This window comes from Methanofollis sp. W23 (assembly GCF_017875325.1).
Taxonomy (GTDB): Archaea; Halobacteriota; Methanomicrobia; order Methanomicrobiales; family Methanofollaceae; genus Methanofollis.
On sequence record NZ_JAGGMN010000001.1, the window covers coordinates 2,006,854 to 2,033,245 of the forward strand.

General features: G+C 62.9%; 22 protein-coding genes, 1 tRNA gene and 2 CRISPR repeat arrays. Of the genes, 15 read left to right on the forward strand and 8 right to left on the reverse strand.

Annotated elements, in window-relative coordinates:
• Position 1: 1 nt before the first annotated feature.
• Genes J2129_RS08510 through lonB form a run of 3 tightly spaced genes read right to left on the reverse strand, consistent with a single transcriptional unit; the run spans position 2 to position 4,533 of the window.
• Positions 2-1,285 carry a TldD/PmbA family protein gene (locus J2129_RS08510; protein WP_245320698.1) on the reverse strand — a complete coding sequence of 428 codons (1,284 nt, stop codon included), beginning with the start codon at positions 1,283-1,285 and terminating at the stop codon, positions 2-4.
• Positions 1,272-2,597, reverse strand: a complete 1,326-nt coding sequence (locus J2129_RS08515; RefSeq protein ID WP_209630450.1) for a TldD/PmbA family protein — start codon at positions 2,595-2,597, stop codon at positions 1,272-1,274. The genes J2129_RS08510 and J2129_RS08515 overlap by 14 nt, the downstream gene beginning before the upstream one ends.
• Before the next feature lie 4 nt (positions 2,598-2,601).
• Positions 2,602-4,533: an ATP-dependent protease LonB gene (lonB, locus tag J2129_RS08520; protein ID WP_209630451.1), complete on the reverse strand. Its 1,932-nt coding sequence runs from the start codon at positions 4,531-4,533 to the stop codon at positions 2,602-2,604.
• Between the two features lie 85 nt (positions 4,534-4,618).
• Here lonB and J2129_RS08525 point away from each other — a divergent pair, with 85 nt between their 5' ends.
• From J2129_RS08525 to J2129_RS08540, 4 genes are all read left to right on the forward strand, one after another.
• Complete coding sequence (locus J2129_RS08525) at positions 4,619-5,470, forward strand: ribose-phosphate diphosphokinase (RefSeq protein ID WP_209630452.1); 852 nt, start codon at positions 4,619-4,621, stop codon at positions 5,468-5,470.
• Positions 5,464-6,429 carry an RNA 3'-terminal phosphate cyclase gene (gene rtcA, locus J2129_RS08530; protein WP_209630453.1) on the forward strand — a complete coding sequence of 322 codons (966 nt, stop codon included), beginning with the start codon at positions 5,464-5,466 and terminating at the stop codon, positions 6,427-6,429. Before J2129_RS08525 ends, rtcA begins: the two co-directional genes overlap by 7 nt.
• Entirely contained in the window at positions 6,426-6,881 is a 456-nt protein-coding gene (locus tag J2129_RS08535) for an NOB1 family endonuclease (RefSeq protein WP_209630454.1), read from the forward strand. Before rtcA ends, J2129_RS08535 begins: the two co-directional genes overlap by 4 nt.
• A 134-nt stretch (positions 6,882-7,015) precedes the next feature.
• Entirely contained in the window at positions 7,016-7,636 is a 621-nt protein-coding gene (locus J2129_RS08540; RefSeq protein WP_209630455.1) for an orotate phosphoribosyltransferase-like protein, read from the forward strand.
• Positions 7,637-7,805: 169 nt separating this feature from the next.
• Here J2129_RS08540 and J2129_RS08545 read toward each other — a convergent pair whose 3' ends face one another.
• The 3 genes from J2129_RS08545 to J2129_RS08555 are packed head-to-tail and all read right to left on the reverse strand — an operon-like array spanning position 7,806 to position 9,236.
• Positions 7,806-7,988 (reverse strand): hypothetical protein, encoded by a 183-nt coding sequence (locus tag J2129_RS08545; RefSeq protein WP_209630456.1) that lies wholly within the window; start codon positions 7,986-7,988, stop codon positions 7,806-7,808.
• Positions 7,989-8,014: 26 nt separating this feature from the next.
• Entirely contained in the window at positions 8,015-8,677 is a 663-nt protein-coding gene (locus tag J2129_RS08550) for a hypothetical protein (RefSeq protein ID WP_209630457.1), read from the reverse strand.
• The gene (locus J2129_RS08555; protein ID WP_209630458.1) at positions 8,670-9,236 is read right to left on the reverse strand and encodes a hypothetical protein; all 567 of its coding nucleotides are present in this window, start codon (positions 9,234-9,236) and stop codon (positions 8,670-8,672) included. The genes J2129_RS08550 and J2129_RS08555 overlap by 8 nt, the downstream gene beginning before the upstream one ends.
• A gap of 171 nt (positions 9,237-9,407) precedes the next feature.
• Here J2129_RS08555 and thsA point away from each other — a divergent pair, with 171 nt between their 5' ends.
• Entirely contained in the window at positions 9,408-10,997 is a 1,590-nt protein-coding gene (thsA, locus tag J2129_RS08560; protein ID WP_209630459.1) for a thermosome subunit alpha, read from the forward strand.
• A gap of 5 nt (positions 10,998-11,002) precedes the next feature.
• Here the strand turns inward: thsA and J2129_RS08565 are convergent, their stop codons facing one another.
• Positions 11,003-11,206, reverse strand: a complete 204-nt coding sequence (locus tag J2129_RS08565) for a thiamine S protein (protein ID WP_209630460.1) — start codon at positions 11,204-11,206, stop codon at positions 11,003-11,005.
• A 45-nt stretch (positions 11,207-11,251) separates the two neighbouring features.
• On the opposite strand from J2129_RS08565, the gene J2129_RS08570 reads away from it, so the two are divergent.
• The 9 genes from J2129_RS08570 (at position 11,252) to cas2e (ending at position 22,105) form a co-directional block, all read left to right on the forward strand.
• Positions 11,252-11,335, forward strand: a tRNA-Ser gene (locus J2129_RS08570).
• A 203-nt stretch (positions 11,336-11,538) separates the two neighbouring features.
• Positions 11,539-13,277: direct repeats of the CRISPR family, unit length 28 nt; unit sequence GTGTTCCCCACACGCGTGGGGATGAACC.
• Positions 13,278-13,466: 189 nt separating this feature from the next.
• The gene (gene cas3, locus J2129_RS08575) at positions 13,467-16,142 is read left to right on the forward strand and encodes a CRISPR-associated helicase Cas3' (RefSeq protein WP_209630461.1); all 2,676 of its coding nucleotides are present in this window, start codon (positions 13,467-13,469) and stop codon (positions 16,140-16,142) included.
• Between the two features lie 64 nt (positions 16,143-16,206).
• Complete coding sequence (gene casA / locus J2129_RS08580; protein ID WP_209630462.1) at positions 16,207-17,811, forward strand: type I-E CRISPR-associated protein Cse1/CasA; 1,605 nt, start codon at positions 16,207-16,209, stop codon at positions 17,809-17,811.
• Positions 17,812-17,816: 5 nt separating this feature from the next.
• A complete protein-coding gene (casB, locus tag J2129_RS08585) occupies positions 17,817-18,323 on the forward strand; it encodes a type I-E CRISPR-associated protein Cse2/CasB (protein WP_209630463.1) in 507 nt (168 codons plus the stop codon).
• Between the two features lie 12 nt (positions 18,324-18,335).
• Positions 18,336-19,484, forward strand: a complete 1,149-nt coding sequence (gene cas7e, locus J2129_RS08590; protein WP_209630464.1) for a type I-E CRISPR-associated protein Cas7/Cse4/CasC — start codon at positions 18,336-18,338, stop codon at positions 19,482-19,484.
• Entirely contained in the window at positions 19,477-20,232 is a 756-nt protein-coding gene (gene cas5e / locus J2129_RS08595) for a type I-E CRISPR-associated protein Cas5/CasD (protein ID WP_245320699.1), read from the forward strand. The genes cas7e and cas5e overlap by 8 nt, the downstream gene beginning before the upstream one ends.
• Positions 20,229-20,900 carry a type I-E CRISPR-associated protein Cas6/Cse3/CasE gene (gene cas6e / locus J2129_RS08600; protein WP_209630465.1) on the forward strand — a complete coding sequence of 224 codons (672 nt, stop codon included), beginning with the start codon at positions 20,229-20,231 and terminating at the stop codon, positions 20,898-20,900. The genes cas5e and cas6e overlap by 4 nt, the downstream gene beginning before the upstream one ends.
• 9 nt (positions 20,901-20,909) lie before the next feature.
• Positions 20,910-21,806 (forward strand): type I-E CRISPR-associated endonuclease Cas1e, encoded by an 897-nt coding sequence (gene cas1e, locus J2129_RS08605; RefSeq protein ID WP_209630466.1) that lies wholly within the window; start codon positions 20,910-20,912, stop codon positions 21,804-21,806.
• Complete coding sequence (cas2e, locus tag J2129_RS08610; protein WP_209630467.1) at positions 21,794-22,105, forward strand: type I-E CRISPR-associated endoribonuclease Cas2e; 312 nt, start codon at positions 21,794-21,796, stop codon at positions 22,103-22,105. The genes cas1e and cas2e overlap by 13 nt, the downstream gene beginning before the upstream one ends.
• A 99-nt stretch (positions 22,106-22,204) precedes the next feature.
• A CRISPR array of direct repeats spans positions 22,205-24,246; the repeat unit is 29 nt; unit sequence GTGTTCCCCACACGCGTGGGGATGAACCG.
• Between the two features lie 477 nt (positions 24,247-24,723).
• Here the strand turns inward: cas2e and J2129_RS08615 are convergent.
• Positions 24,724-25,329: a 3'-5' exonuclease gene (locus J2129_RS08615; RefSeq protein ID WP_348632340.1), complete on the reverse strand. Its 606-nt coding sequence runs from the start codon at positions 25,327-25,329 to the stop codon at positions 24,724-24,726.
• Positions 25,330-25,473: 144 nt separating this feature from the next.
• Here J2129_RS08615 and J2129_RS08620 point away from each other — a divergent pair, with 144 nt between their 5' ends.
• Positions 25,474-26,319 carry a DUF3658 domain-containing protein gene (locus J2129_RS08620; protein ID WP_209630469.1) on the forward strand — a complete coding sequence of 282 codons (846 nt, stop codon included), beginning with the start codon at positions 25,474-25,476 and terminating at the stop codon, positions 26,317-26,319.
• Positions 26,320-26,392 lie beyond the last annotated feature (73 nt).

Consider the following 26,392-nt stretch of genomic DNA (forward strand, 5'->3'; position numbering starts at 1 on the left):
CTCATCTACCAATTAGATGCTGGCCACTTAACCTTACCGCCGGCAGGACGGCGCCGCCGACCGAGCGCTCCTCTCTGCCGAGGGCAGCGACCTCGCCAAGGAGGGCGAAGACGTTTCCGGCATACATCGCCCCTTTCACCGGGGCGACATACTCCCCGCCCTCCACGATGAAGGGGTTGGAGAGTTCGACCGAGAAGTCGCCGGTAAGCGGGTTGGCGGTATGCGCCCCGACGACGTCGTGGACATAGACCGCACGCTCGTCATCGACACTGTCCCTGGGACCGTCGACGACCAGAGTATGGACCCCGATGGCAGGCGCCCCGCCCGCACCCCCGCGGACCGCCGAACCCGTGCTCTCGGCCCCATAGCGGTAGGCGGTCCTGAGGTCGTAGGCATACTGCTGCAACTCGCCGTGATCGAAGAAGGTGAGTTTCCTGGCAGGCATCCCCTCGGCATCGAACTGCGTGCTCGAAAGCCCGCGGTCAAGAGGATTGTCGTGGACCGAGATCTCCTCGCCGATACAGACCTCGCCGAGTTTCCCGGCAAGCCAGGACCGCCCGGCATGGACATTCCGTCCAGAGAGAGCCGGTTCCAGGACATAGCCCAGGAGCTGGGCGAAGGCGACCGGGGAGAGGACCAGATCATAGTCGCCGGTCTCGATCTCCTCGCCGCCGCCGCTCTGCTCGGCAAAGAAGGCCGCCTCCCTGCCGACACGGACCGGGTCGATCTCGCCGGCAAAACAGGAGGCGTCGAACTCGTAGCCGGTCGACTGCCCGTGGATACATTCCAGCGAACACCCTGCGCTGGTCCGCGCCTGCTCGTAGCGCACCCCCGCGGTGTTGGCGATCACGACCTTGCCGCGGCTGACCGAGGCCCCGCCCCCGGTCACCGCCGCGTCATGCTCTTCCACGCCGTCAAGCATCTCTTCAAGGATCTTCCGGCACCATGCCGGGTCAAGCGAGAGCGAGGGGTCGAAGATCGCCGGGGCGTCGGGCAGGGCCGCCGGTGCAGGAAGGCCCTTCCATTCCTGCGGGTGGGCAAGGTTCGCACTCGCCAGAGCGGCGTCGACACAGCGGCGCCACTCATCCCTGCTGCTCGTCGCCGAGACCCCGATCCGGCCATGATCGATGACCCGGATCCCGATCCCGAACGCCTCAGACCCGCCGGCATTTTCTACCTGCTTCTTCTTCAGATCGGTGGAGACCGACTCGCCCTCTGCGACATAGACCTCCACCTCTTCTGCCCGCGTACGCCCGTACTTCAGGATCTCTTCAATCAGTGCCATTGCCACCCACCATCGCGTTTTCAAGGAAGACATGAGGCGAACCGTCGCTGACCGGGACGCTCTGCCCGCCCTTACCGCAGTAACCCTGGCTCATCGTGCGGTCGTTGCCGATGAGGGCAATCGCATGGAGCGTGCCCAGGATCTCGCCTGAGAGCGAGACGTCCCGTACCATCGCCCCGAGTTCGCCGCCCTCGATCAGGTAGCCGTACTCGGCATTGAACTGAAAGACCCCGCGGCCAGGATCGACCTGCCCGCCACGGGAACCCTTGAGGAGGATCCCGTCCTGACACTCGGCGACGACCTCGTCGTACGAGGCGTCCCCCTCCTCGATGAACGTGTTGCTCATCCGCACCAGGGGCAGGTCGCCGGCACTGGCCCGTGCATGCCCGGCGACGCCGTTGCCGACCGCCGCCAGGGTCTGGCGCGAGTGCATGAAGGCATTCACCCGCCCGTCCTTGATCAGTTCGGTCCGTCCGACGGCCACCCCTTCGGCGTCCACCGGTTCGAACCCGAACTCAGGGAGCGTGGGGTCGTCGACGATGGTGAGACCTGCGGCGCCGATACGCTCGCCGGTCCGCCCGGCCAGCACCGAGGAGCCCTCCTGGACCAGGTCGCCCTCGCTTGCATGCCCGATCGCCTCGTGAGCAAAGACCCCGGCAAGTTCTGGGTCGAGGACCGCCCGCATCCTCCCGCCCTTCGCCGCCTTCGCGTCGAGGAGGGCAGAGGCGGTATCTGCCGCCTTCGCCCCCATCTCCTGGCGGTGGCGGAGGTTGAACCCAAGGATCGTATACTCGCTCTCGCGCCCCATCTGCATCTCGCCGTTCCTGGCGGCGACCGCCGTCACCGAGAACCCGCAACGCGGGACTTCGTAGACACACTCGGTCCCTGACGAGTCGAAGAACCGCACTCCCTCGATCAACTCGGCATACCGGGCGCGGGTGTTCACGACCCCTGGCCGGTGAGCGGCGGCCTCGATCGCGGCAAGGGCCCCGGTCTTCTCCTCAAGGGAGATCTCCCGCGGGTCCTCGACGACGCCCGGCACGGCACGCACCTCGCGGGGCGCCGGGGCAAGGTCGACCTCCTCACCGGTGAGCATGGCGAGACGCACCCCCTTCTCAAGGAGGGGTTCGAGCGGGGCCTCAGGGTCAAAATTGTCCAGGGTCAGGACGCCCCAGCCCTTCGGGCCGAGCACCCTGACCACTGCATGGTCGAAAAAACTGGTCCCCGCCGATTCCACGACCCCGTTATCGATGTCCACATGGGTGGAGGAACCGTGGACGTGGCGGACATCATAGTACCGGACCTGTTCCATCATATCACGCCGCCGTCTGCTGGCCGCCGATCCCTGACGCCGACTCAAGCGCCTTCTTCACCGGCCTGGCGGCAAGTCTCTTGAGTTTGTCCAGGAAGAGTTCGCGGTTCTGCGGGACCAGCGCCACCTCGAGCACCTCCTCGATATGATCGACCGGGATGACCTCGACCATCTCACGATACTTCTCCTCGATGAGGACATCGTCGAGGTTGCTCTTCGGGATGATCACCGTCTTGATCCCGGCCTTGGCCGCCGCCTCGATCTTGTAGGTGACCCCGCCGATGGGCAGGACGTCGCCGCGGACCGAGAGCGACCCGGTCATCGCCACATCCTGCCTGACCGGGATCCCCTCGATCGCGCTGATCACTGCGGTCGTCACCGAGACCGAAGCCGAGTCGCCCTCCACCCCGCCGTAGGTTCCGATGAACTGGACATGGATGTCCATGTTCTTGATGTCCTTGCCGGTGAACTTCTTGAAGACCGCAGAGACGTTCTTGATCGACTCCTGAGCGATCTCCTGGAGCTGCCCGGTCGCGATGATCCCGCCGGTCGCCCCCTGGGTCGGGGTGACCTCGGCCATGATCGGGAGGACCGAACCGGAGTCAGACCCCATCACCGCAAGCCCGTTCACCCGTCCGACCTGGGTGCCGCTCACGACCGTCAGGTCGTACTCGCGGCTGCGCTGGATGTACTCGTCGGTGATCTGCTGCTCGATCGAGCGGGCCGACCCCTTGGCCCTGAGCACATGCTCGGCCGTGGTCATCTCGGCCCCGTCCTGCCTGGCGATGTCGCCGGCCACACGGATGAGCCCGCCCATGTCACGGAGCTTGAGGGTCAGGTGCCCCTTCCGGTTGGACCGGCGCTGGGCCTCCCTGATCACCTCTTCGATGGCCGTGCGGTCGAAGTGCGGGATCTTCCCGTCGTTCTTGACCTCCTGGGCGACAAACCTGACAAACTTCTTCCTGTTCTCAGGAGTGTCGGGCATCGTGTCCTGCATATAGACCTCATACCCGTAGCCACGGATCCTGGACCGCAGGGCCGGGTGCATCCCCTTGATGGCGTCCAGGTTGCCGGCCGCGATCATGATGAAGTGGCAGGGCACGTCCTCGGTCCTGACCATCGCCCCGCTGGAGCGTTCAGACTGGCCGGTGATCGAGAATTTCCCTTCCTGCAGGGCGGTCAGGAGGTTCTGCTGCGAGTGCGGGGTGAGAGTGTTGATCTCGTCGATGAAGAGCACCCCGCCGTTCGCCTTGTGAATCGCTCCCGCCTCGACCCGGTCATGGGACGGGGTCTCCAGTCCACCCGACTGGAAGGGGTCGTGGCGCACGTCGCCAAGGAGTGCCCCGGCATGCGAACCGGTGGCATCGATGAAGGGGGCGATGGCGTTTGCTTCGTTGGAGACCAGGAGTTTCGGGACCATCATCTCTTCACGCGGCCGCATGTACTGGAGGGCCATGAAGAGGAAAGCCGAGGCGATGATGCCCATCAGCCACTGCCCGGTGATGAGCGAGTAGCCCAGGATGCCAAAGACCAGGAGCATCATCAAGGTGTTGCGCATCTGTTTGCGCTTGGCCGCCTCGGCCTTATGGGCTGCCACGATCTGTTTGCCTCGGCCGGCAGCGACCGTCCTGATCACTGGATTATTCGAGTCCTCGACGTTCGGATAGACGAGGACGTCCTTGAGTTCCTCTTTGGGGAGAAGTTCGGCCATCGCCTTGGCAAGCATCGACTTGCCGGTGCCAGGGGTGCCAAGCATCATCACGTGCCGGCGCTGGGTGGCCGCCTTCTTGATCACCTCCACGGCGTTCTCCTGGCCGATCACCTGGTCGATCAGCCTGGAAGGAACCTCGACCTCTGATGAGTCAGAGATCTCGGTGCTGAAGAGAAGATCTTCGTCCGCATTCTTCTCAAGGTTGTCAGAAACAGTCTTTTCCATTATTGGTGCAACCTCATTGGGCAATGATACTTAAATACTATTTTCATGATAGTTTAAGTAGTTTCAGCTGGAGGAAAAACCAAAAATGAAGGTCGTATGCACAGAACAATCCCAGATACTCGCTGTCCGGATCGCCGACGAACTTGGGGTCCAGGTGGCCGACACTCGCTTCGCCCGCTTCCCTGACGGGGAGCTCTACCTGCAGGTCCTCGACCCTCTTGATGACGAGACCGTGATCGTCGGAAGTGTGACCGACAATGATGCGTTCATCCAGCTGATGCTCCTCGTCGATGCCTGCGAGACGACCACCAACACGCTGGTCATCCCGTACCTCGGGTACGCACGGCAGGACAAGAAGTTCAAGGACGGGGAGCCGGTGAGCGCCAGGGTCGCGGCACGGGCATTGTCCAGGGGGGTCACCGACGTGATCACCGTCAACATCCATGAGCGGGACATCGCCCGCTACTTCGAGTGTCAGGCCCATGACCTCTCCCTGGCCGAGGAGGTCGGGGAATATCTCAAGACGAAGGGGTTCGAGAACCCGCTTATCCTCGCGCCCGACGCCGGGGCGGCCGAGTTCGCGGCCGAGGTGGCGGCGGCCGGCGAGTGGCAGACCGATTATCTCAAGAAGACCAGGATCTCTGGCGAAGAGGTCAGGATGGAGCCAAAGACTTTTGATGTCGCGGGCCGGGAGGTCGTCATCGTCGACGATATCATCGCGACCGGCGGGACGCTGGCGACGGCGACGAAGATGCTCTATGCCCAGGGGGCGGCCGAGGTCCATGCGGCCTGCGTCCACGGGGTCTTCACCGGCGGGGCCTATGTCCATCTCCGCAGTGCGGGAGTGAAGAGTCTGGTCTGTTCCGATACCATCGAGCGGGCGTGCTCTGAGGTCTCGGCGGCCAGGGGTATTGCAGCAGCGCTCAAGAAATGTTAGAGATCGACGGATCGATGGGAGAGGGTGGCGGCCAGGTGGCACGGACCGCCGTCGCCCTGGCGGCACTGACCGGCACCAGGCTCAGGCTCACGCAGATCAGGGCCGGACGGCCAAAGCCCGGGCTCGCGGCCCAGCACTGCACGGCGGTGCGGGCGGTGGCCCTGGCATGCGGGGCCGAGATGGAAGGATGTGCGGTCGGGAGCACTGAACTCACATTTGTCCCAGGCGACCTGCGGCGGACCGAGGGCGAGATCGCGATCGGGACGGCAGGGAGCATCCCGCTCGTCCTCCAGGCCTGGCTCCCGGTGGCCCTGGCGACAGGGGGGTCGATCACTCTTACCGGCGGGACCGAGGTCCAGAAGAGCCCGACCATCGACTATTGTGCCAGGGTGCTCCTCCCGGTCCTGCAGGCCCATGGAGCAAAGGTCAGGACAGAGGTTCTCAACCGCGGGTATTTCCCGCGGGGCGGGGGGCGGGTCAGGGTGACGGTGGAGCCGTCGACCCTCCACCCGCTCGACCTCGATGCAGTGCCGCCACACCGGGGGATCGTCTCGTGTTCGCAGGCCCTCCCCGAGCATGTGGCCGAGCGGCAGGCGACGGCGGCGGTCGCCCTTCTCCATGACTATCCGGTCGAGATCGTGCGGACCGCCGGGCCTGGCACCGGAACCTCGGTGACGACCTGGTGCGGGACGAAGGGGGGGGTGGCCCTGGGCAGGCGGGGGTTGCCGGCCGAGAAGGTGGGCCGGACGGCGGCACGGGAACTCCTTGCCGCCCTCGAAGCCCCTGGCCAGGTCGATATCCATCTGGCCGACCAGCTCCTCGTCTACCTGGCCCTATCCGGCGGGCGGTATACCGCCCCGAGCCTTTCCAGCCATGCGGCGACGACCTGCGCACTCCTTGCCCGTTTCGGCCATGAGGTCACGGTCTCTGGCACCTCGCCGGTGGTGTTCTCGGCATGAAGATCGTCCTTGACGCCACCGCCTTCTTCGTGGACCGGGCTTATGAGGGCGAGGTCTACACCTCCCCGCGGGTCGTGGCCGAACTCGTCGACCTGAGGGCAAAGTGCCGTTACGAGGCGCTCCTGGCCGCGGGGCTGACCGTGACCGAACCCTCGCCCGAAGCACGGCAGGCGACGGCGGCGGCAGCCGAGGTGAGCCGGGACATTGGTGTCCTTTCCCCGACCGACCTGGAGGTGCTGGCCCTGGCCCACGACCTCAGCGGCGTGCTGTACACCGACGACTTCGCGGTCCAGAACGCGGCGATCAGCCTGGGGGTCAGGACTCACCCGATCCAGCAGCGGCGGGCAAAGAAGGTGAAGTGGAAGTACAGGTGCGCCGGGTGCGGACGGTATTATCACGAACCTGGCGAGTGCCCGGTCTGTGGGTCAGAGATCAGGCGGAAACGCCGGTGAGGAGAGAGGGGTGCGAACACCGACCCTCCCAGAGACACCCCTCCTGAGCCGGAAAGTCCCTGTTCGTCTTAAAAATCCAGGACAGCGCCCGGGCCCCGCAAACTGTTATATATCAATCCGCAAACCAATCTGGTATGTCTTCCCTCGACGAACTGATCAACAAGGCACAGCTCCTCCTCTCAGAAGGGCATAGTCAGGAGCAGATCGCAGACGAACTCTCGCTCTCGATGGAGACGGTGACCTGGTTGCTGACCCAGCAACCCGGGGCCGAGGCACCCAAAGACGTGCATATCGACTGGACGGCAGTCTCCAGCGATGCCGAACTGATCGATATGACGGCCAGGATGCTCATCCGCCGTTACTTCTCCGCAGTCGAGAGGGGAGACGTCACTGCCGGGTCTGAGGAGGCCGAGTTCGACACGGTGGTCGGGATCTCTCTCTCCGGCGTCCCGCTGGCCACCCTCATCGCCGAGGAGACAGGGTCTCGCCTGGCCATCTACCACCCTGCCAAACACAGTCCGGCCGAGAAGAAGATCGGGTCGGTCTCCGGGAGTTTTGCCGGCGTCGACGGCAAGTCGTGCGTCATCGTCGACGACGTGATCACCACCGGCAAGACCCTCCACGAGGTCGTTGATTATCTCCGTGCCCATGGGGCACGGCCGGTGGCCATCTGGGTGCTCTTCGACAAACGGGATGTCAGGACCGTCGAGGGAGTACCGGTCTTCCCGCTTTGCAGGATATCGAGGATCGACTGAACTCTCTTTTTTTGCTCTGTAAAAACCCTCGCCAATTCTCGGTACGAGCGCTATCCACCCGCCTTCCCCGATCTTCACGCCAGGGGCTCCGCCCCCGAGACCCCCGGGATGAAGATAGGGCTGGGAAGGCACAATCAGCGACCATAAAGAGAGTATTGCCATCCTCCGCCTATCGCTCGCGCGGGTGGGTCCGGGGGGCGGCCAAGCCCCCCACCAGAGAGAAAGAGATCAAGAGAATCTCTACAGGGCCCCTTTTTCCGGCTATTGAAGAGTACCTCTTCTGGAGCACTTCAATCTGAATGAGGATCTTCCAGACCATCACAGACAGGAGGGCACTCAAGATGATGTTCATGGACCTTTTCTGTCCCTTAACCCCTATCAGAAATTCTGAAGAACCCGGTCCCTCTTCTTCAACGCCGTCACCACCCCGTGACACCGGCAGGCCGTCCCGACAACAAGAGTCTCTTCCTCGCGGGCACAGGCAAGGACGGCGGCGACGTCCCGGCCCCGCAGGCCGCCGACCCCAGGCCCGAGTTGCAGGCTCTCCAGAACCTGCGCATCAGGAAGGGCGTCTGCCAGCAGGGCGTGAAGCGGACGGGGCCAGCACTCGCCGGTCGCCGGGCAGCGGGGCGGGGCCGGGCAGGCAGGGAGGCATGTCCCGTCGCGGTTGTACGAGAGGACGAGCGTCCCCTCTAAAGAAGAGACAAGGATACGGGGAGGGAGGGCGGCGGCGGCCGTCGTCGCACCTCCGGTCCAGGGGACGTACTCGCACGACCTGGCGACAAGGCTGGCAAGGAGATGGAAGGGGACGGTGGGGACCAGGACATCAGGAGCATGGGAGGTGAAGAGGGCGAGGGCCTTCACCACCCCTCCCTGCACAAATGAGACCTCTCCGTCTGTCCCCTCCATGAGAACCGCGCGTGCGGCCAGGCAGAGGGAGTCCTGGTCGACGACGATGCACCGCCATCCTTCCCCAAGGAGGTACCTCGTGCAGGCGGCCCCATAGACCCCACCACCGACGACAAGGGCGGTCTTACCCAAGTTCCATCACCCCGGTCATCTTCAACGGGACGGTCCTGACCGCCGAGGCGGCGACCGCACCCGGGGGGGCGACCGAGAGAGTGAAGGTCTCGCCAGGGCCGAGGGTGCGTCCGGGCGTGGCCAGAAGCACAAAGACCTCGCCAGGCTCAAGGAGGTCGTCGTCGTCCACTTTAAAGAGCGGGACATTGACTCGCGTGGTGATCGTCCATGCAGGCGGGGTGGGGGCGTCCTTTGTAAGCGACCACTCCTCGGTCTTTGTCTCAAACCCTACGACCGCCTTTCCCATGTCCACGCCACCCATGTCGCCGGGGAAGAGGCGGACCGAGCACGAGACCGCCCCCATCCGGCCGGGACCGGCCTCGTCGGCATGGCCATAGAGGTCTTCGATGAGGACGGCATGCCCTGAGAGATCAAGGGTGCCGACCACCATCCCTGCCGGGGCCTCGGCAGGTCTGGTCTCGGCGTAGATGACGACGCCGGCGGCAAGGAGAATGACGGCGGCAAGGATCCCGCACTCCAATCTGGTGAAGGCGGCGGTGGGATCGGGGTCAGTCTGCATACCAGAATGATTGTCTCAGGCAGGTTTGACCTTTGCTTTTCGGCCCTGGAAGCCGCGGGCAGACCTTGCAGGCACCGGTGTTTGGGCGAAAAAAGGAGAAGAGGGCGGCGCCACCGAACGCCATATATAGAAGTTCTAATCCATAGTAATGAGATATCGGAGGTTTCTATTATGCTTGCTGGACAGCCAGTCGTAGTCTTACGAGACAATGTAGAACGCACCAAAGGGACAGAGGCACAGCAGTCTAATATCATGGCAGCAAAGGCGATCGCTGCCGCTGTGCGCACCACACTCGGCCCCCGGGGCATGGACAAGATGCTCGTCTCCTCGACCGGAGACGTGACGATCACCAATGACGGAGCCACCATCCTGCACGAGCTCTCGGTCCAGCACCCGGGCGCGAAGATGATGGTCGAGGTCGCCGAGACGCAGGACGACGAGGTCGGCGACGGTACCACCACCGCCTGCATCCTTGGCGGTGCCCTGATGGAGCAGGCCGGGACCATGGTCAACCAGGAGATCCACCCGACGATCGTGGCCCAGGGCTACCAGATGGGCCTGGAAAAGGCCCTCGAGATCCTCAACGACCTGGTCATCACCGTCACCCCTGAGGACCGGGACGTGCTCACGCAGATCGCCTCCACCTCGATGACCGGCAAGTCGATCGAGTCGGTGAAGGAGAAGGTCGCCGGGATCGTCGTCGACGCCGTCAAGGCGGTCGCCGAGGAGAAGAACGGGAAACTGATCATCGACGAGGACGACGTCAAGGTTGCCAAGGACGTCGGCGAGACGATGGACGACGCAGAACTCATCAAGGGCGTCGTCATCAACAAAAAGCGCGTCGCCGACGCGATGCCAAGGAAGGTCGAGAATGCAAAGGTCGCCCTCCTCGCCCAGCCCATGGAGATCACCAAGACCCAGGTGAAGTCGAAGATCAAGATCTCTGAGAGCCAGCAGCTCAACGCCTTTGGCGACCAGGAGCGCGAGACTCTGAAGAAACTGGCAGACGAGGTCAGGGCGGCGGGCGTCAATGTGATCCTCTGCCAGAAGGGGATCGCCGACGCGGTCCAGTATTATCTGGCAAAGTACGGGGTCTTCGCGGTCGAGGACGTCCCTGAAAAGGACATGAAGTTCGCGGCCAGGGCCCTCAACGCCGTCATCGTCAACAAGGTCAACGAGCTCTCCCCAGAACTGATCGGCTCGGCCGGGTACGTGGAGCAGATCGAGGACACTGAACTGGTCAAGATCGCCGAGTGCCCGAACCCGAAGGCAACGACGATCCTGCTGCGGGGTTCGACCCAGCACCTCATCGACGAACTCGAGCGGGCGGTCGAGGACGCACGCAGGGTCGTCCAGGACACCCTGGAAGACGGGACGTTCGTGGTCGGCGGCGGCTCGGTCGAGACCGAGATGATGCTCAGGATCAGGGAGTACGCGGCAAGTGTCGGCGGACGGACCCAGATCGCCCTGGAGGGCTTTGCCGATGCCTTCGAGTATATCCCAAAGACCCTTGCCGAGAACTCGGGCTTTGACCCCATCGACAAGGTCGTCGCCCTCAAGGCGGCCCATGCAAATGGCGAGAAGTACGCGGGGCTCAATGTCTACACCGGCGAGGTCGTGGACATGAAGGCCGAGCGGGTCTTTGAACCGGCACGGGTAAAGAAGCAGGCAATCCTCTCGGCGTCCGAGATGGCAAGCATGCTGGTGCGGGTCGACGACATGTTCGTCACCGTCACAAAAGAAGAAGGCCCTGTTGCCTGATCTTCTCAACCACGCGAACAGGTCGAGACTATCTCGGCCTCATCTATTTTTATCTCGTCGTCCTGGGCCACCGGACACCCGTCCACAAAGACGATCATGGTGTCAGGGTTCATGCCAAGGCAGAGGAGCGCCTTCTCCCAGGTGTCGCCTTCCTCGCCATGGTAGGTGAGCACGATCCCCTCGCGGGGGAACCGAAGAGTGCATTCCATCGCAAAGGTTATCAGAGCGGCGGACAGATAGTGTTACCGCAACGGGCCGGGGTAGTCTAGTCCGGGAAGGCGGTGGCCTCGAAAGCCACTGGTGCTCGCACCTCGGGAGTTCAAATCTCCCCCCCGGCGCCTTTCAAAGAATGCGCTTTTCTCACCAAGGTTTTTGCTACAGGTCGAAGGCAGAAGATTCATCTGATCGCTTCTCGAAGATCGAGTAGATGATGCAGGGGTCTGGTCTGTGCTGGAGCCGCGCAGGTGCCAGTCAGGATGAACTGCTTCGTCACGGGCCATGGTAGGAAAGAAGGTTCTTTCCGGGGATCATAAGGAGAAGAGTGTTCCCCACACGCGTGGGGATGAACCGATCTCGACAGTAGCACAGGCCCTGGGCCTTAAGTGTTCCCCACACGCGTGGGGATGAACCGGACCCGGCCCTGCTTGCAGGACGGGAGGATCAGTGTTCCCCACACGCGTGGGGATGAACCGAGGATATTGTCCTCTGCTGCCTCTACTCCGGCGTGTTCCCCACACGCGTGGGGATGAACCGTTGGGAGTGACATTCTTCCCATCGCCAAGAGCGTGTTCCCCACACGCGTGGGGATGAACCGGCAGACCTCCGCGCTGAGGGGATGGTGGTCCGGTGTTCCCCACACGCGTGGGGATGAACCGCGCCGGGAGATCCGGGAGGCTGGCAGCCTCGAGTGTTCCCCACACGCGTGGGGATGAACCGGCATATGAATCTGCTCGCCGATGTTCGCATCAGTGTTCCCCACACGCGTGGGGATGAACCGTCTACGTCGATGTCGTCGTCCTGGGCGGCCGCGTGTTCCCCACACGCGTGGGGATGAACCGGCGTCTTCGTTCTGTATTTCGGTCTGAAATTTGTGTTCCCCACACGCGTGGGGATGAACCGACGCAGAATCGGGCGCTATTATTACCAACTCCGTGTTCCCCACACGCGTGGGGATGAACCGGTCATTAATTTGATTAAAGTTGCGGGAATTTAGTGTTCCCCACACGCGTGGGGATGAACCGTTAGGGAGCAGATTTGGATCTACAGTCATCGAGTGTTCCCCACACGCGTGGGGATGAACCTCAAGATCCGCAATTACCCCGAAGAGGCAATCCGTGTTCCCCACACGCGTGGGGATGAACCGATCATCACCACATCATCACCAGGTCATCGATGGTGTTCCCCACACGCGTGGGGATGAACCGAAAATTGAAATTGAGGCGAGAGAGGAGGCTTCGTGTTCCCCACACGCGTGGGGATGAACCGAACACTCTCTCTCTCTGGTGCGGGGCACCGACGTGTTCCCCACACGCGTGGGGATGAACCTTAGCGCGGTGAGCCGCGCCCAAGTCGTCACCCGTGTTCCCCACACGCGTGGGGATGAACCGGATGACAGACAATCCCTACCTGGGGAGATACGGTGTTCCCCACACGCGTGGGGATGAACCGCGATCAGGTACTATCAGAAACGGACAATTGGCGTGTTCCCCACACGCGTGGGGATGAACCGCAGGGCTATCTGTGGCGCCTGCGGCCCTCCTCCGTGTTCCCCACACGCGTGGGGATGAACCGTTCTATCAGCGGGGCAGGGAGCGAGATACAGCGTGTTCCCCACACGCGTGGGGATGAACCGGGTATCTTCCCTGCAAAGGCGAAGACCCATGAGTGTTCCCCACACGCGTGGGGATGAACCGATCCCTACGTCGATCCGTGGTCGGATCTGTTCGTGTTCCCCACACGCGTGGGGATGAACCGAATTTCTGGCAGTTGCCGGGGCCTCCGGGCCTGTGTTCCCCACACGCGTGGGGATGAACCGATGCAGCTAATCCGCGACGTCTGCGCCAAGGAGTGTTCCCCACACGCGTGGGGATGAACCGAACAGCGCCCCCGGGTACTCGTCAATCTCCAGAGTGTTCCCCACACGCGTGGGGATGAACCGTCCTGCCCCCACCGATCCCAGGCGGCCTGAAGGTGTTCCCCACACGCGTGGGGATGAACCGTCTGCGTCCCGTCGGTTCTGTGACGCTGTGGAGTGTTCCCCACACGCGTGGGGATGAGTCACCCTGGTGCATCCATAGATCTCTTCTTCTCCCGATTTCGGTCCCTCACCCCCCCTCATCTATCCACCTCCTCTCCTGCCTCAGCCCCATACAGAACTCCATCACACCCTGAGGCGACACTCATTATGGTTGAAACATAATATCGATTCAATTCGGAATCTGCATATATCAAAAAATCAATTATTGGGCCATGGAGCACCAGACCGACCGCCCATACTATCGCTACTGGGCAAAGACACCCAATGAAGAGGAATCTGCTCCTATCGCACACCTCCTCCCATACCACGCCCTCGACGTCGCGGCGGTCGGGCAGGTCCTGCTCCAGAACGACCCCATTCTCAGGGCGAGGTTCGCCCCCCTCGGGATGGAGGACGAAGACCTCAACGCTTTCCTCTCATTTCTGCTTGCCACCCACGACATCGGCAAGTTCTCCACCCCTGCCTTCCAGGCGATGGCCCCCGAGGTCGTACGACATCTCAGAGACGAGGAGGTCCACCTCACCTCAGACGCCCACCACTCCACCCTCGGCTACACCCTCTGGACCGAATATCTCTGGGATGCAACGACCGACGCCGGGTGTTTTGGTTTTGATGAGCCGATCGACATCGACGACTGGCAGTACTTCCCCTTTCTCAGGGCGGTCTGCGGCCACCACGGCACCCCCCCCGAGAACTTCTTCGGCACCGGTACTTTCTCTGCCGAGGACCGCGAGGCCGCCCTCGCCTTTGTCGAGGACTGTGCCACCCTCTTCTTCTCAGGGCGTGCGGTACCCCTCCAGCCCGACAAAGATCTCGTCAAAGATGCAAAGACGCTCTCCTGGATCCTGGCCGGGCTCTGTGTCCTTGCCGACTGGATCGGATCAGACAGGACATACTTCGGCTACCGCGACACCCCGCTCCCGCTCATCGAGTACTGGGCGACCGCCCTGGAGCAGGCCGACAGGGCCGTCAGAGCGAAGGGCGCGGTGCCGACCACACCCTCCACCAACGAAGGACTGGCCGCACTCTTCCCTGAGATCTTCCCGGCCCACACCCCCACCGACCTCCAGACCCACCTTGCCACCCGCCCACTCGGGTCAGGCCCTCACCTCTTCATCATCGAAGACGCCACCGGGAGTGGGAAGACCGAGGCGGCGGTCAGCCTTGCCCACCGTCTGATGGCACGCGGCGAGGGCGAAGGGATCTATATCGCCCTCCCGACCATGGCCACGGCCAACGCGATGTACAGCCGGATCGCCGAGGCCGCCGACCACCTTTTTGTGGACGACACCTACTCTCTCGTCCTCGCCCACTCGGCCAGCCACCTGTACCAGACCATGCAGACATACCTGGACGGAACCACACCTGGAGAGAAAAAGCCCGCAAGTCCAGGATCTGTCTGGCTCTCAGACCGGCGCAAGAAGGCCCTGCTCGCACAGGTCGGGGTCGGGACCATCGACCAGGCCCTCCTCGGCGTCCTCCCGGTGCGCCACCAGTCGCTCAGGCTCCTTGGCCTTGCCAGGAACATCCTGGTCGTCGATGAGGTCCATGCCTGCGACCCCTACATGCACGAACTTCTCAGAAAACTCCTGGAGTTCCAGGCCAGTTTCGGTGGGAGTGCCATTCTCCTCTCGGCCACGCTCCCTGAACGGCAACGCAGAGACCTTGCCGGAAGTTTTGCCCGCGGGGCCGGGTGGCCTGCACCAGGCCTCAGCAAAAAAGACTGCTACCCCCTCGTCACCCACCTCTCCGGGGTCGGCACGGAAGAACAGGTCTGCAAGGCAAACGGTGAGAGACGGGTGGCGGTCAGCCTCACCTGTTCGGTGACAGAGGCCGAAACCGCGATCGTCGCCGCCGCAGACGCGGGCCGGTGCGCCTGCTGGGTGAGGAACACCGTCGACGACGCCATCGATGCCTACCTCCGGCTCAAAGCACGCCTGCCGCCCGGCACCGTCCACCTCTTCCATGCCAGGTTTGCCCTTGGGGACCGGCTCAGGATCGAGAAAGAGGCCCTCGACCGCTTCGGAAAGAGCACGGTGCAGCCGCGGGCAGGCCACGTGCTCATCGCCACGCAGGTCGTCGAACAGTCCCTCGACCTCGACTTCGACCTCATGGTCACCGACCTCGCTCCCATCGACCGCCTCATCCAGCGGGCCGGCCGGATCCATAGGCACGACCGCGGCGAACGAGGAGAGGCACGGATCATCGTCCTCTCCCCACCGCCGGTCGACGACCCCGGACGAGAATGGTACCGCACCTTCTTCAGAGGCGGAGCGGCGGTCTACCCCGACCATGCCAGACTCTGGCTGACCGCCCGACTCCTTGCAGAACGCGGGGAGATCGTCATCCCCCGCGACGCCCGGCCTCTCATCGAGGGGGTCTATGGGGAGGAGAGCGAGCAGGCCATCCCTGAAGGGCTCAGAAGAACAGCCGCCGAGGTGCAGGGCGCCGAGCATGCGGACGCCTCGTTCGCCCTCGAAAATGCCCTGAAGATCAGGACGGCATACTCCGCGACCGGAGGGCTCTGGGCCAGCGACACCAGGACCCCCACTCGCCTGGGCGACCCGACCGTCACCCTCCGCCTCGCCCGGTGGGACGGCACGAGGCTCTCCCCATGGGCAGATGGGCCAGACCCCACAGCTGCCTGGGACCTCAGCCAGATAAGCGTTCGGGCGAGTTGGGTCGGGGGTCAGGCACCCCTCGACCCCACCCTCGACGAGGCCGTCGTCAGGGCCACAGAGACGATGCCCGATCGGGGGCGGACCGTCGTGATCGTTCCTCTCTCGGCACACGATGCGGTATGGGAAGGCCCTGCACTCGACGGCGCTGAAAATGCGATCCTCATCCGCTATTCTGAGGAGATCGGGCTCGTGAACAGGAAAGTATGAACATGAAACACATGGTAGCCATGCGCAGAAAACGATGTGAAATGATACAGACCAGGAGGCGCTCATGCCCCTCAACCTGATCGCCGATCCATGGATCCCGGTCAGAAGAAAAGACGGCGAGACCAACAGCATTGCACCCTGGGAAATCACCAGTCGGCACGACGATAACCCGGTCATCTCAGTCACCTCGCCACGAGCAGACTTCGACGGTGCGATCACGCAGTTTATCATTGGCCTGTGCCAGACCGCCCTCCCGCCTGAGAAGTGCACCGAGAAACAGGCCCTCCTCACACCTCTGACACCTGACGACCTCAGAGAGGCCTTCATCCCCCTTGCCGCGGCCTTCAACCTTGACGGCGACGGCCCCTGGTTCATGCAAGAACGCAACCTCGATCAGAAGAAGTCCTGGCAGATCGATAGCCTCCTCATCGGTATGCCTGAGGACGAGAAGGTCAAGGACAACACAGACTTCTTCCAGAAGCGAGACACCATCACCGGGCTCTGCCCGGTCTGTGCCGCCGCCGCCCTCTTTACTCTCCAGACCAATGCGCCTGGCGGGGGCAGGGGTCACATGACCTCGGTACGGGGCGGAGGGCCGATGACCACTCTCATCCTCGGCGAGACCCTCTGGCAGACGGTCTGGGCCAATGTCGTCGACAGAGACCAGAGCCACGAGCCTCCCAGGGCCGACGACCCCGCCCTCTTTCCCTGGATGGGGGAGGTCAGGGTCAGCAGGGACGGGACAAAGACCACTCCCAGAGACGTCCATCCCGACCAGGTCTACTGGGCGATGCCGAGAAGGATCCTCCTCGACTTCGAGGGGGGGAAGCCGGGGACCTGCGACCTCTGCGGTCAGGAGACCGACCGGCTCATCACGAGGTACTGGGCGCAGCCCTACGGAGTGAAATATGCCGGGTGGACCCATCCCCTCAGCCCGTATTACAAGAAAAGCAAAAGCAGTCCAGAACTCCTCCCGGTCCACCCGCAACCAGGCGGGATCACCTATCTCAACTGGCTCGGCCTGGTCATCAACGACCGGGCCGATGGAAAGCAGGTCGCAGAGAACGTCACCCGATTCCCTGACCGCACCAGAGGCAGGAGCGTCGCGGCCGTCTTCGGGCGCATGCCGCGGCTCTGGGCCTTTGGATACGATATGGACAACAAGAAGGCTAGGTGCTGGTACCAGGGCACGCTCCCGATCATCACCGTCGACGAAGAGTGGAAAGACGGTTTCGAGAACCTCGCCGCACAGATGGTGAGGGCCGCTGCCGACATGGCGCAGAACGTCCAGTGGTGCATCAAACTCGCCCTCTACGACAAACCCGGCGACGCCAAGGGTGACTTTTCGGTGATCAATGCAAGGTTCTACCAAGCGACCGAGAAAGAGTTCTACCAGATGCTCGAACACGAGGCAATACCGACCCTGAACAATGGCGGCGACACTCTTGCACTCAGGCAGGGATGGCTCAAGACCCTCCAGGCCGAGGGGCAGACGCTCTTCGAAGAGTATTCGCAGATCGACCTCATCGACGAGATCGATACACAAAGGGCCATCACCGCCTGGCGGGCGCTGAAGAACCCCTTCTCCAAATTGAACAAAAAGATCAGGAAAGATCTCGACCTTCCTGACCTGAAAAAACAGAAAAACGCAGAAAAACGAGGTGAATAAAAACCATGGCAGATGCACCCGAGCAGGCGCAGGGCCAGACCGCCGGGCTCAACGCGGCGGTTCTTGGATGGTGGAGAGAGTTGCGAGATGAACGCGGGGCCAGGGCCGAACTACGGCGGTGCCACACCCCCACCGAGGTCGCCTTTGTCCCGGCTTACTACCGGCTGAAGGCGGCAGTGCCCAGGCTCGACGACCGGAAACTTGCGGCCGCCGCCGGCGTCCTCGCCCACGTGGACGAACCGGCAATGGGCGCCAGGATCGCCGAACAGTTTGCCCGCCCAAAGGACGGGGGGACCATGCCGCGAGTGAGCGAGGTACGGTTCCGCCGTCTCCTCAGGGTGGAGGACGATGACTACGAGGAACTCTACCCGATGATGATCAGGTTGGTCCGCCAGGTCGACCGCACGGCGAACATCCCCGACCTTTTCTGGGGGCTCTACTCCTGGAATGCCCAGACCAAGAGGCACTGGGCCGAGGCGTATTACACGAACGTACCGTCGAAGAAAGAATGAGGTGAAGAAAAAATGTCTGAATTTATCCAACTGCACATGCTTGTATCGTACCCCCCGTCAAACCTGAACCGCGACGATCTCGGGAAACCAAAGACCGCCAGGATGGGCGGGGCCCAGCGGCTCAGAGTCTCCTCACAGAGCCTGAAGCGGGCCTGGCGAGAATCCGAGATCTTCCAGGAGGCCTTCGACGGCCACCTCGGGATCAGGACCAAGGAGATGGGCTGGCAGGTCTACCGCGCCCTGAAGAGTGGCCAGGGACTGGCCGACGTCCTCGCAGAAAATGAGAGTGCGCCGGTCCGCCCTGCCATCGAAGAGAAGAAGGCCGTCGCCTGGGCGCAGCAGATCGCCGGGCGGTTTGGGAAACTGAAAAAACCCAAGGATTCAAAGGACGACGACGAGAAGGTCGACCCCGAGAAGCAAAAGAAAGAGTCGCTCTGTGTCGAACAGATGGTGCACTTCAGCCCTGCCGAGATCGCCGCCATCGACGACCTCCTCGGCCGCCTGGCAGAGGGCGGGAAGAAACCTGAGGAAAAAGATCTCGAACTGCTCAGGGCCGAGCGGACCGGGGTGGACATCGCCATGTTCGGCCGGATGCTTGCCGCCTCCCCGGCCTTCAACTGCGACGCCGCCGTGCAGGTCGCCCACGCCATCACCGTGCACAAGGTGGCCGTGGAAGACGACTACTTCACGGCCGTCGACGACCTCAACCACAGGGATGAGGACAGCGGAGCGGGCCATGTCGGGCAGGCCGAGTTTGCCGCCGGGCTCTTCTACGCCTACCTCTGTGTCAACCGCGACCTTCTCGCCGAGAACCTGGACGGCGACGAGGAACTGACCGACCGGGGGGTCGAAGCCCTGGTGGAGGCGGCGGCCAAGGTCGGGCCGAAGGGCAAGCAGAACAGTTTTGCCTCACGGGCCTATGCCTCCTACATCCTGGCTGAGCGGGGGAGTGAACAGCCCAGATCGCTCTCGGTGGCCTTCCTCAAACCGGTCGAAGGCGACGACTACCTGACCGCCGCGGTCGACGAACTCAGGACGACCAGGCAGAACATGGAGAAGGTCTACGGGGCATGTGCCGATGGGTGCGTGGAGATGAACGCCGCGACCGGTGAGGGCTCGCTCGACGAGGTTCTTGCCTTTGTCACTGGTGACCATGCCTGAATTTCTGATCGTCCGGCTCTACGGCCCGCTGGCCTCGTGGGGCGGGATCGCCGTCGGGCAGTATCGTCCGGCCGAGAGCCACCCGTCCTGGTCAGGCGTCCTGGGCCTGGTGGCGGCGGCCCTGGGGATCCGGCGGGAGGACGTGGCAGGGCAGGCGGCACTCAGGGAGAGTTATCATATGGCTACCCTGGTCCATACGGAGGGGACGCTCCTGCGCGACTACCACACCACTCAGGTCCCGTCCGCGACGGTCAAGAAGCGGGCCTGGCCCTTTGCCACACGACGCGAGGAGTTGAGTGTGCCGCGGGACCATCTCAACACCATCCTTTCAAGCCGCGAGTATTACTGCGACACCCTCGCCACGGTCGCGCTCTGGCCGATGGTCGACGATCCCCCATACTCGCTCGCCGAGATCGCGGAAGCGCTCAGGCATCCGGCCTTTGTACCGTACCTCGGGCGGAAGTCCTGTCCGCTCGCCCTCCCGCTCCTGCCGCAGGTGGTCGAGGGCGCCGACCTCTATGAGGCCTTCAGCGCCGTCAGGTTCCCTGACCAGGAGATACTCGCCGACATCCCAGGGCGGGGCGATTCGGGAACGCTCTTCTGGGACAGCGAGGGAGAGACCGGGTTTGAGAGCGAAAACACCTACACGGCCCCACGGCGCGACGTGCCGCTGGACCGGATGACCTGGCAATTTGCAGAGCGGGACGAACACCGGGCGCAGGTCCTGGTCCCGGAGGGCGTGCGATGAGCGGACACACCTTCTACCGGATCCACCTCAAGGACGGGGCCGGGCAGGACCCGGCCTTCTGGCGGAGGGTCAGGAACCCCTACCAGGTCCACAAAATGGTCTGGCGGATCTTTTCGGACGGCTCCCACAAGGACCGCGACTTCATCTACCGCCTCGAGATGCAGGAGCACACCCCGGTGATCTATGCAGTCTCGACGGCCGACCGGGTGGACCTGGACGGGATCTGGAGGGTCGACGCAAAGGACTACCACCCGGCCCTCAGAAGGGGGGACCGGTTGGGGTTCAATCTCAGGGCCAATCCGGTCCGGACAAAGCGGGACGAAGAGGGGCGTCAGCACCGGCATGACGTGGTGATGGACGCAAAGTACGCGATGGAGACGAGAGACAATATCGAGGTGGACCTGGTGCAGCAGGAAGGGTTTGCCTGGTTGGCCTCCAGAGGTGAGAGACTTGGGTTCAGCGTCGAGGAAGGTGCGGTCAGGGTCGACGGCTACCGCCAGCACCGGTTCAGGAAGCCGCGGTCAGGCCGAAGGGTGACGATCAGCACCATCGATTTCACAGGCGCGTTGACGGTCACCGACCCCGACCTCTTCAAGGAGGCGCTCTACACCGGGGTGGGGCCGGCGAAGAGTTTTGGCTGTGGGCTCCTCCTGGTCAGGCGGGTCTGAGGTGGTCGGGTGCTCCCGCCTCTCAGGCCCCTCCCGATCAAGGAACGCCTCTCCATGGCCTTCCTTGAGAAGGGGGAACTCGACGTCATCGACGGGGCCTTTGTCCTCGTCGACGTGAATGGTGTGCGGACCCAGATCCCGGTCGGCGGGGTGGCCTGCCTGATGCTGGAGCCAGGGACGCGGGTCTCCCATGCGGCGGTGGTGCTCGCGGCACGGGTGCGGTGTCTCCTGGTCTGGGTTGGCGAGGCTGGGGTGCGGCTGTACTCGGCGGGCAGGCCGGGGGGCGCACGTTCAGACCGTCTTCTATACCAGGCACAACTCGCCCTCGACGAGGAGGCGAGGCAGCGGGTAGTCGAGAAGATGTACGAGGTCCGCTTCGACGGCGAGGTGCCGGCAGGCTACTCGGTGAACCAGCTCCGCGGGATGGAAGGGGCGCGGGTCCGCCGGACATACGAGAACCTGGCCCGCCGGCACGGGGTACGGTGGAAGGGGAGGCAGTACGATGCGAAGGCGTGGGGGAGCGGAGACGTCCCGAACCGCTGTCTCAGTGCGGCAACGGCGTGTCTATACGGGATCTGCGAGGCGGCGGTGCTCGCCGCAGGGTATTCGCCGGCGATCGGGTTCATCCATACGGGTAAGCCCCTCTCTTTTGTCTATGACATCGCCGATCTCTTCAAGTTCGAGACCGTCGTCCCGGCGGCGTTCAAGATCGCCGGGCGCCATCCGCTCGACCCTGAACGAGCAGTCCGTCTGGCATGCCGCGATGCCTTCAGGTCCACGCGACTCCTGGACCGGATCATCCCGACCATCGACGAGGTGCTCGACGCCGGAGGGCTTGAGATGCCGGCGCCCCCCGAAGGATCTCTGGCACCGGCGATTCCTGAGGAGGACAAATGGGGTCCCTGACCGTCGTCGCCGTCGAGAACGTCCCGCCGCGGCTGCGGGGGCGCCTCGCCCTCTGGCTCGTCGAGGTGCGGGCCGGGGTGTACGTGGGGACGTACTCGGTGCGGGTGCGGGAGATGATCTGGGACCAGGTGCTTGCCGGGATGGAGGACGGGAATGCCGTGATGATCTGGCAGGCACGCAATGACGCGGGGTATGATTTTGTGACCGCAGGGACGAACCGCCGGATCCCAAAGGAGATGGACGGCGTTACGTTTGTTTCATTTCTGCCAGAGGTGGAGGCAGATGATGCACAGTCGTGAGAGGGGGCGACGCACCCTGATGGTGACAGGCGGAAGAGCCTGGCACCGGCGTGAGACGCGATAGAAAGAACTTTCCTTCTGGGGATGATAAGGAGAAGAGTGTTCCCCACACGCGTGGGGATGAACCGATATAATGCGTGACTCTCAGAAGAAATAAACAGTGTTCCCCACACGCGTGGGGATGAACCGCCGCCTTTGCGGTGGTGGACTCCAGACCCGAAGTGTTCCCCACACGCGTGGGGATGAACCGTCGCTCAGCGCTGAACTCCAGAGCGAAGTGAAGTGTTCCCCACACGCGTGGGGATGAACCGTTCTAACTCACGGGATGTTAATGTTGTTTTTTGTGTTCCCCACACGCGTGGGGATGAACCGAACAACACTTCAACTTTTTTTGATGTGGGATAGTGTTCCCCACACGCGTGGGGATGAACCGTTTCTTTCCCCATTCTTCAAAATTTTTTTGCAGTGTTCCCCACACGCGTGGGGATGAACCGTTTAACTCCCCCTTTGACCTAGGGGCCTTATCGTGTTCCCCACACGCGTGGGGATGAACCGGTACCAACAAGCCCCGATCATCGACGCTGACAGTGTTCCCCACACGCGTGGGGATGAACCGAGGCAATACGGTGCCAGAGTTGCGGCGCAGATGTGTTCCCCACACGCGTGGGGATGAACCGGCGATCTCCTCCTCAGTACTCGACCCTGCAGAGTGTTCCCCACACGCGTGGGGATGAACCGGGGCACTATTGTTTGGGAGATAGGGGTGAGACGTGTTCCCCACACGCGTGGGGATGAACCGAGCAGTCTGGAGGTGCCTCCCCCCCTCCAGTTGTGTTCCCCACACGCGTGGGGATGAACCGACCCCTCGCCACAACCCGCACCCCCGGACCCCGTGTTCCCCACACGCGTGGGGATGAACCGCAGTCGCAGCCTAAACGCCGGCCAAGGGGCCGGTGTTCCCCACACGCGTGGGGATGAACCGGTAGGTCAGTTCGTCGAGGCGACCCTCAAGAAGTGTTCCCCACACGCGTGGGGATGAACCGGGGGGGCGAGCGCGTGAGCTGCGACGACTACGGTGTTCCCCACACGCGTGGGGATGAACCGGTCTCGGCCCAGAGGGTCCGGCGGGCGAGGAAGTGTTCCCCACACGCGTGGGGATGAACCGAGTGTTGATCGGTGCTTCCCCATCCGGCTTCTGTGTTCCCCACACGCGTGGGGATGAACCGGCACCCAAACGTTTGAGAACGGCGGCAACACAGTGTTCCCCACACGCGTGGGGATGAACCGAAACGGGAGAGAGTTAGGGGAGCAACCCCGCGGTGTTCCCCACACGCGTGGGGATGAACCGTTCTTCATCATAAATTTTTAATTCAGCATATTGTGTTCCCCACACGCGTGGGGATGAACCGCCCCTCGCGAGGTCCTCTCCCAGGTTGCAGAAGTGTTCCCCACACGCGTGGGGATGAACCGATTGCCAGGGCCATCAAGAAGAATCCCAATATGTGTTCCCCACACGCGTGGGGATGAACCGTTTTTATTATTCCCCTGCGTGATTTTTATGACGTGTTCCCCACACGCGTGGGGATGAACCGTAGGTCCACTCGGGCGCGGCGCGGCGGTCGGCGTGTTCCCCACACGCGTGGGGATGAACCGGCGGGGATCAACACTGAGCTGCAGACGCGGTGGTGTTCCCCACACGCGTGGGGATGAACCGGTGAGCGTACCCAGGGCGCTCGTCATCTGTCGGTGTTCCCCACACGCGTGGGGATGAACCGATCCACATCTCCACTTCTTCCCTGGTGACTGGGTGTTCCCCACACGCGTGGGGATGAACCGACCGAAAAAACGTCTGAAGCGCCGCCTGGACAGTGTTCCCCACACGCGTGGGGATGAACCGTTGATCGACCCGTCGAGGCCGGTGGTGCCGGAGTGTTCCCCACACGCGTGGGGATGAACCGGAGACGCTTCTGAGGTCTTCGATCCGATGCGTGTGTTCCCCACACGCGTGGGGATGAACCGTGGTGTTTGCCGGCGGCGGGGTGTCGGGGTAGGTGTTCCCCACACGCGTGGGGATGAACCGTCCTTCTTTCGATTCGTGCTATTTGTTGTGTGGTGTTCCCCACACTCAATACAGGAGAGCAGTTGCATTCACGCGTACGTCCTGAGAAGGTAAGAATTCAGGCTCTGTAAAATCAGGCATGATCCCTGGACTCAGACATAGAGGATGAACATGATCGTGGATTTCTGGGTCGTCTACTGATCTGGGTTCCTCCTCTGGAGCAAGACACGACGCGGGAAGATCATCAAATGGCCGCCCCCACCCATCATGCCGGAGGCGCGCTCCAAACAAGAAAGTATGGGAAGATGGGGGAGGCATGGTCACACCATGAATTGGTGAGGAGTCCTCCAGGGCCCCGCACCAGGATAGCAATAATGGTCTCCCCCATGCATAAAAGAGAGAAAGATAAACCCCAACGACCAACCCCTGTATGGTCGCTCTCCCACACAGGGAGGAGCAGACCATGACACGCATTTCTTCGGGAGGGCGTGGCCCAGAGAAGACACTGACCTTCCCCACCCTGTGGGGATGTACCGTGCAACGGCTAGAGAACGATGCTTCAACGCATCTCTTCCCCACCCTGTGGGGACCCCGCCACCCCCCCATAAAACCCCTGGCGCCGCAGGGCATAATAACACTCCGCACAGAGACGTGCGTCGTCGAGCGCCCGGTGCACCTCCTCGCATGGTTCTCCAAAAAGCACCTGGTAGAGTTCAGAGAGCCGCGGCCACTTGTACCCCCACGCCCGCCTGATCCCGCAGAAGGCCGCCGTCGATTCCATCGTGCAGCACCCCGGAAGACCGGCGAAGGGATCGGGACGGACAAGACGCCGGCACTCTCCCCGCACCACCGCCAGGTCATAGGCCAGGTTATGGGCAACCACCCCTGAGACCCCAACTGCGTCCCTTGCGAGGTCGGCAAGCACTCCCGCCAGCGCCGTCCCCTCCTCTCGTGCCCTGGCCGTGGTGATCCCATGCACCTGCACCGCCGACGGCGGGATCACAAACCCCTCAGGACAGACCAGCCTGCTCTCCTCGCGCACCACCCCACACGAGACATCACAGACAAGCCAGGCCGCCTCGACCAGCCGCGGCGGCTCCTCCCCACGCCTCAACACCCCGGTCGTCTCGACGTCCAGGACCAGAACATTCTCATCATCCCTCAGATCTCACACCCCCCCATCCATAGGAAAAACCTGGAACCAAAAGAGGAGATAAACTTTCTCTTCTGCGTCAAACCCATAATCCTCTTCTCCCCTCAAGCCACACATAATCTCACACGTTCTCTGACCAGACCGGAGCAGACCATCATGACCAACACCATGCACATCGCCTTCACCGAGTCAGCCGGGGGCTGCCTCAAAGCAGCATTCAGAGACCGGCCCGAGCACCACGTCGCCGCCCTCGCCGACGACCTCTCTCTTGGTCCCATCAATCCCTACCACTACCCAGACAGACAGGTCTACTTCGAGACACTCTATGCCGACACCGAGTTTGCGTCCTGGTACCAGGATTCCCTCCCCAGGATCCGTACCTTCTGGAAAGAGACCAGACCCGACACTCCCCGCCGGATCGCCTGGTTCACCAGGCGTTCGGCCATCGAGTACTCCGGGTTCCTGGAGTTCCTCTCCAGAGAGCCGGACCCCTGTGCCATCGAGGTCATCGACCTCACCGAAGGCGTCGACGTCCTCTGGGACGACGAACCCGACGAGGCCCCCGACCGCGTCATCCCAACCAGCATCGGCGAACTCGCTCCCGAGTGGCTCAGGGACCAGACCGACCGCACCCGGTTCCTCAGCCGGAGCGAGGCCTCCTTCTACCTGCGGAGCTGGGGAAGACTCAAAGAGGACGAAGACGGCGTGCGCACCCTCTGGCGGGGACAACTCTACCCCACCGTCCCCTCCACCCTGGGGGAGGACGTGCTCTACGCCGTGCCTGAAGACTGGACCAGCGCTGCGATGGTCATTGGGGAAGCGCTTGGCACCTCGTCAGACGAATATACCCAGTGCGGCGACGCATTCCTGTACAGCCGCCTCCTCTTTCTCATCAGGTGCGGTGAGGTCGAGGCCAAGGGTGACCCAGTCTCCATGCGGACGTTGCAGGTGCGGCGGGCAGACATCGTCGACGAGGACGACCTCTTCCCGGCTATTCCCTGACGGTCAGAAAAGTATGGCCCTCACGGGCTTTGACCAGGAGTTCCAAAGACCTTCCTGAACAGTTGAAACATGC

Excerpts from the sequence above, each read along its gene's own strand:
- J2129_RS08510 (WP_245320698.1), bottom strand. The coding sequence starts at position 1,285 with ATGGCACTGATTGAAGAGATCCTGAAGTACGGGCGTACGCGGGCAGAA.
- J2129_RS08515 (WP_209630450.1), bottom strand. The coding sequence starts at position 2,597 with ATGGAACAGGTCCGGTACTATGATGTCCGCCACGTCCACGGTTCCTCC.
- lonB (WP_209630451.1), bottom strand. The coding sequence starts at position 4,533 with ATGGAAAAGACTGTTTCTGACAACCTTGAGAAGAATGCGGACGAAGAT.
- J2129_RS08525 (WP_209630452.1), top strand. The coding sequence starts at position 4,619 with ATGAAGGTCGTATGCACAGAACAATCCCAGATACTCGCTGTCCGGATC.
- rtcA (WP_209630453.1), top strand. The coding sequence starts at position 5,464 with ATGTTAGAGATCGACGGATCGATGGGAGAGGGTGGCGGCCAGGTGGCA.
- J2129_RS08535 (WP_209630454.1), top strand. The coding sequence starts at position 6,426 with ATGAAGATCGTCCTTGACGCCACCGCCTTCTTCGTGGACCGGGCTTAT.
- J2129_RS08540 (WP_209630455.1), top strand. The coding sequence starts at position 7,016 with ATGTCTTCCCTCGACGAACTGATCAACAAGGCACAGCTCCTCCTCTCA.
- J2129_RS08545 (WP_209630456.1), bottom strand. The coding sequence starts at position 7,988 with ATGAACATCATCTTGAGTGCCCTCCTGTCTGTGATGGTCTGGAAGATC.
- J2129_RS08555 (WP_209630458.1), bottom strand. The coding sequence starts at position 9,236 with ATGCAGACTGACCCCGATCCCACCGCCGCCTTCACCAGATTGGAGTGC.
- thsA (WP_209630459.1), top strand. The coding sequence starts at position 9,408 with ATGCTTGCTGGACAGCCAGTCGTAGTCTTACGAGACAATGTAGAACGC.
- J2129_RS08565 (WP_209630460.1), bottom strand. The coding sequence starts at position 11,206 with ATGGAATGCACTCTTCGGTTCCCCCGCGAGGGGATCGTGCTCACCTAC.
- cas3 (WP_209630461.1), top strand. The coding sequence starts at position 13,467 with ATGGAGCACCAGACCGACCGCCCATACTATCGCTACTGGGCAAAGACA.
- casA (WP_209630462.1), top strand. The coding sequence starts at position 16,207 with ATGCCCCTCAACCTGATCGCCGATCCATGGATCCCGGTCAGAAGAAAA.
- casB (WP_209630463.1), top strand. The coding sequence starts at position 17,817 with ATGGCAGATGCACCCGAGCAGGCGCAGGGCCAGACCGCCGGGCTCAAC.
- cas7e (WP_209630464.1), top strand. The coding sequence starts at position 18,336 with ATGTCTGAATTTATCCAACTGCACATGCTTGTATCGTACCCCCCGTCA.
- cas5e (WP_245320699.1), top strand. The coding sequence starts at position 19,477 with ATGCCTGAATTTCTGATCGTCCGGCTCTACGGCCCGCTGGCCTCGTGG.
- cas6e (WP_209630465.1), top strand. The coding sequence starts at position 20,229 with ATGAGCGGACACACCTTCTACCGGATCCACCTCAAGGACGGGGCCGGG.
- cas2e (WP_209630467.1), top strand. The coding sequence starts at position 21,794 with ATGGGGTCCCTGACCGTCGTCGCCGTCGAGAACGTCCCGCCGCGGCTG.
- J2129_RS08620 (WP_209630469.1), top strand. The coding sequence starts at position 25,474 with ATGACCAACACCATGCACATCGCCTTCACCGAGTCAGCCGGGGGCTGC.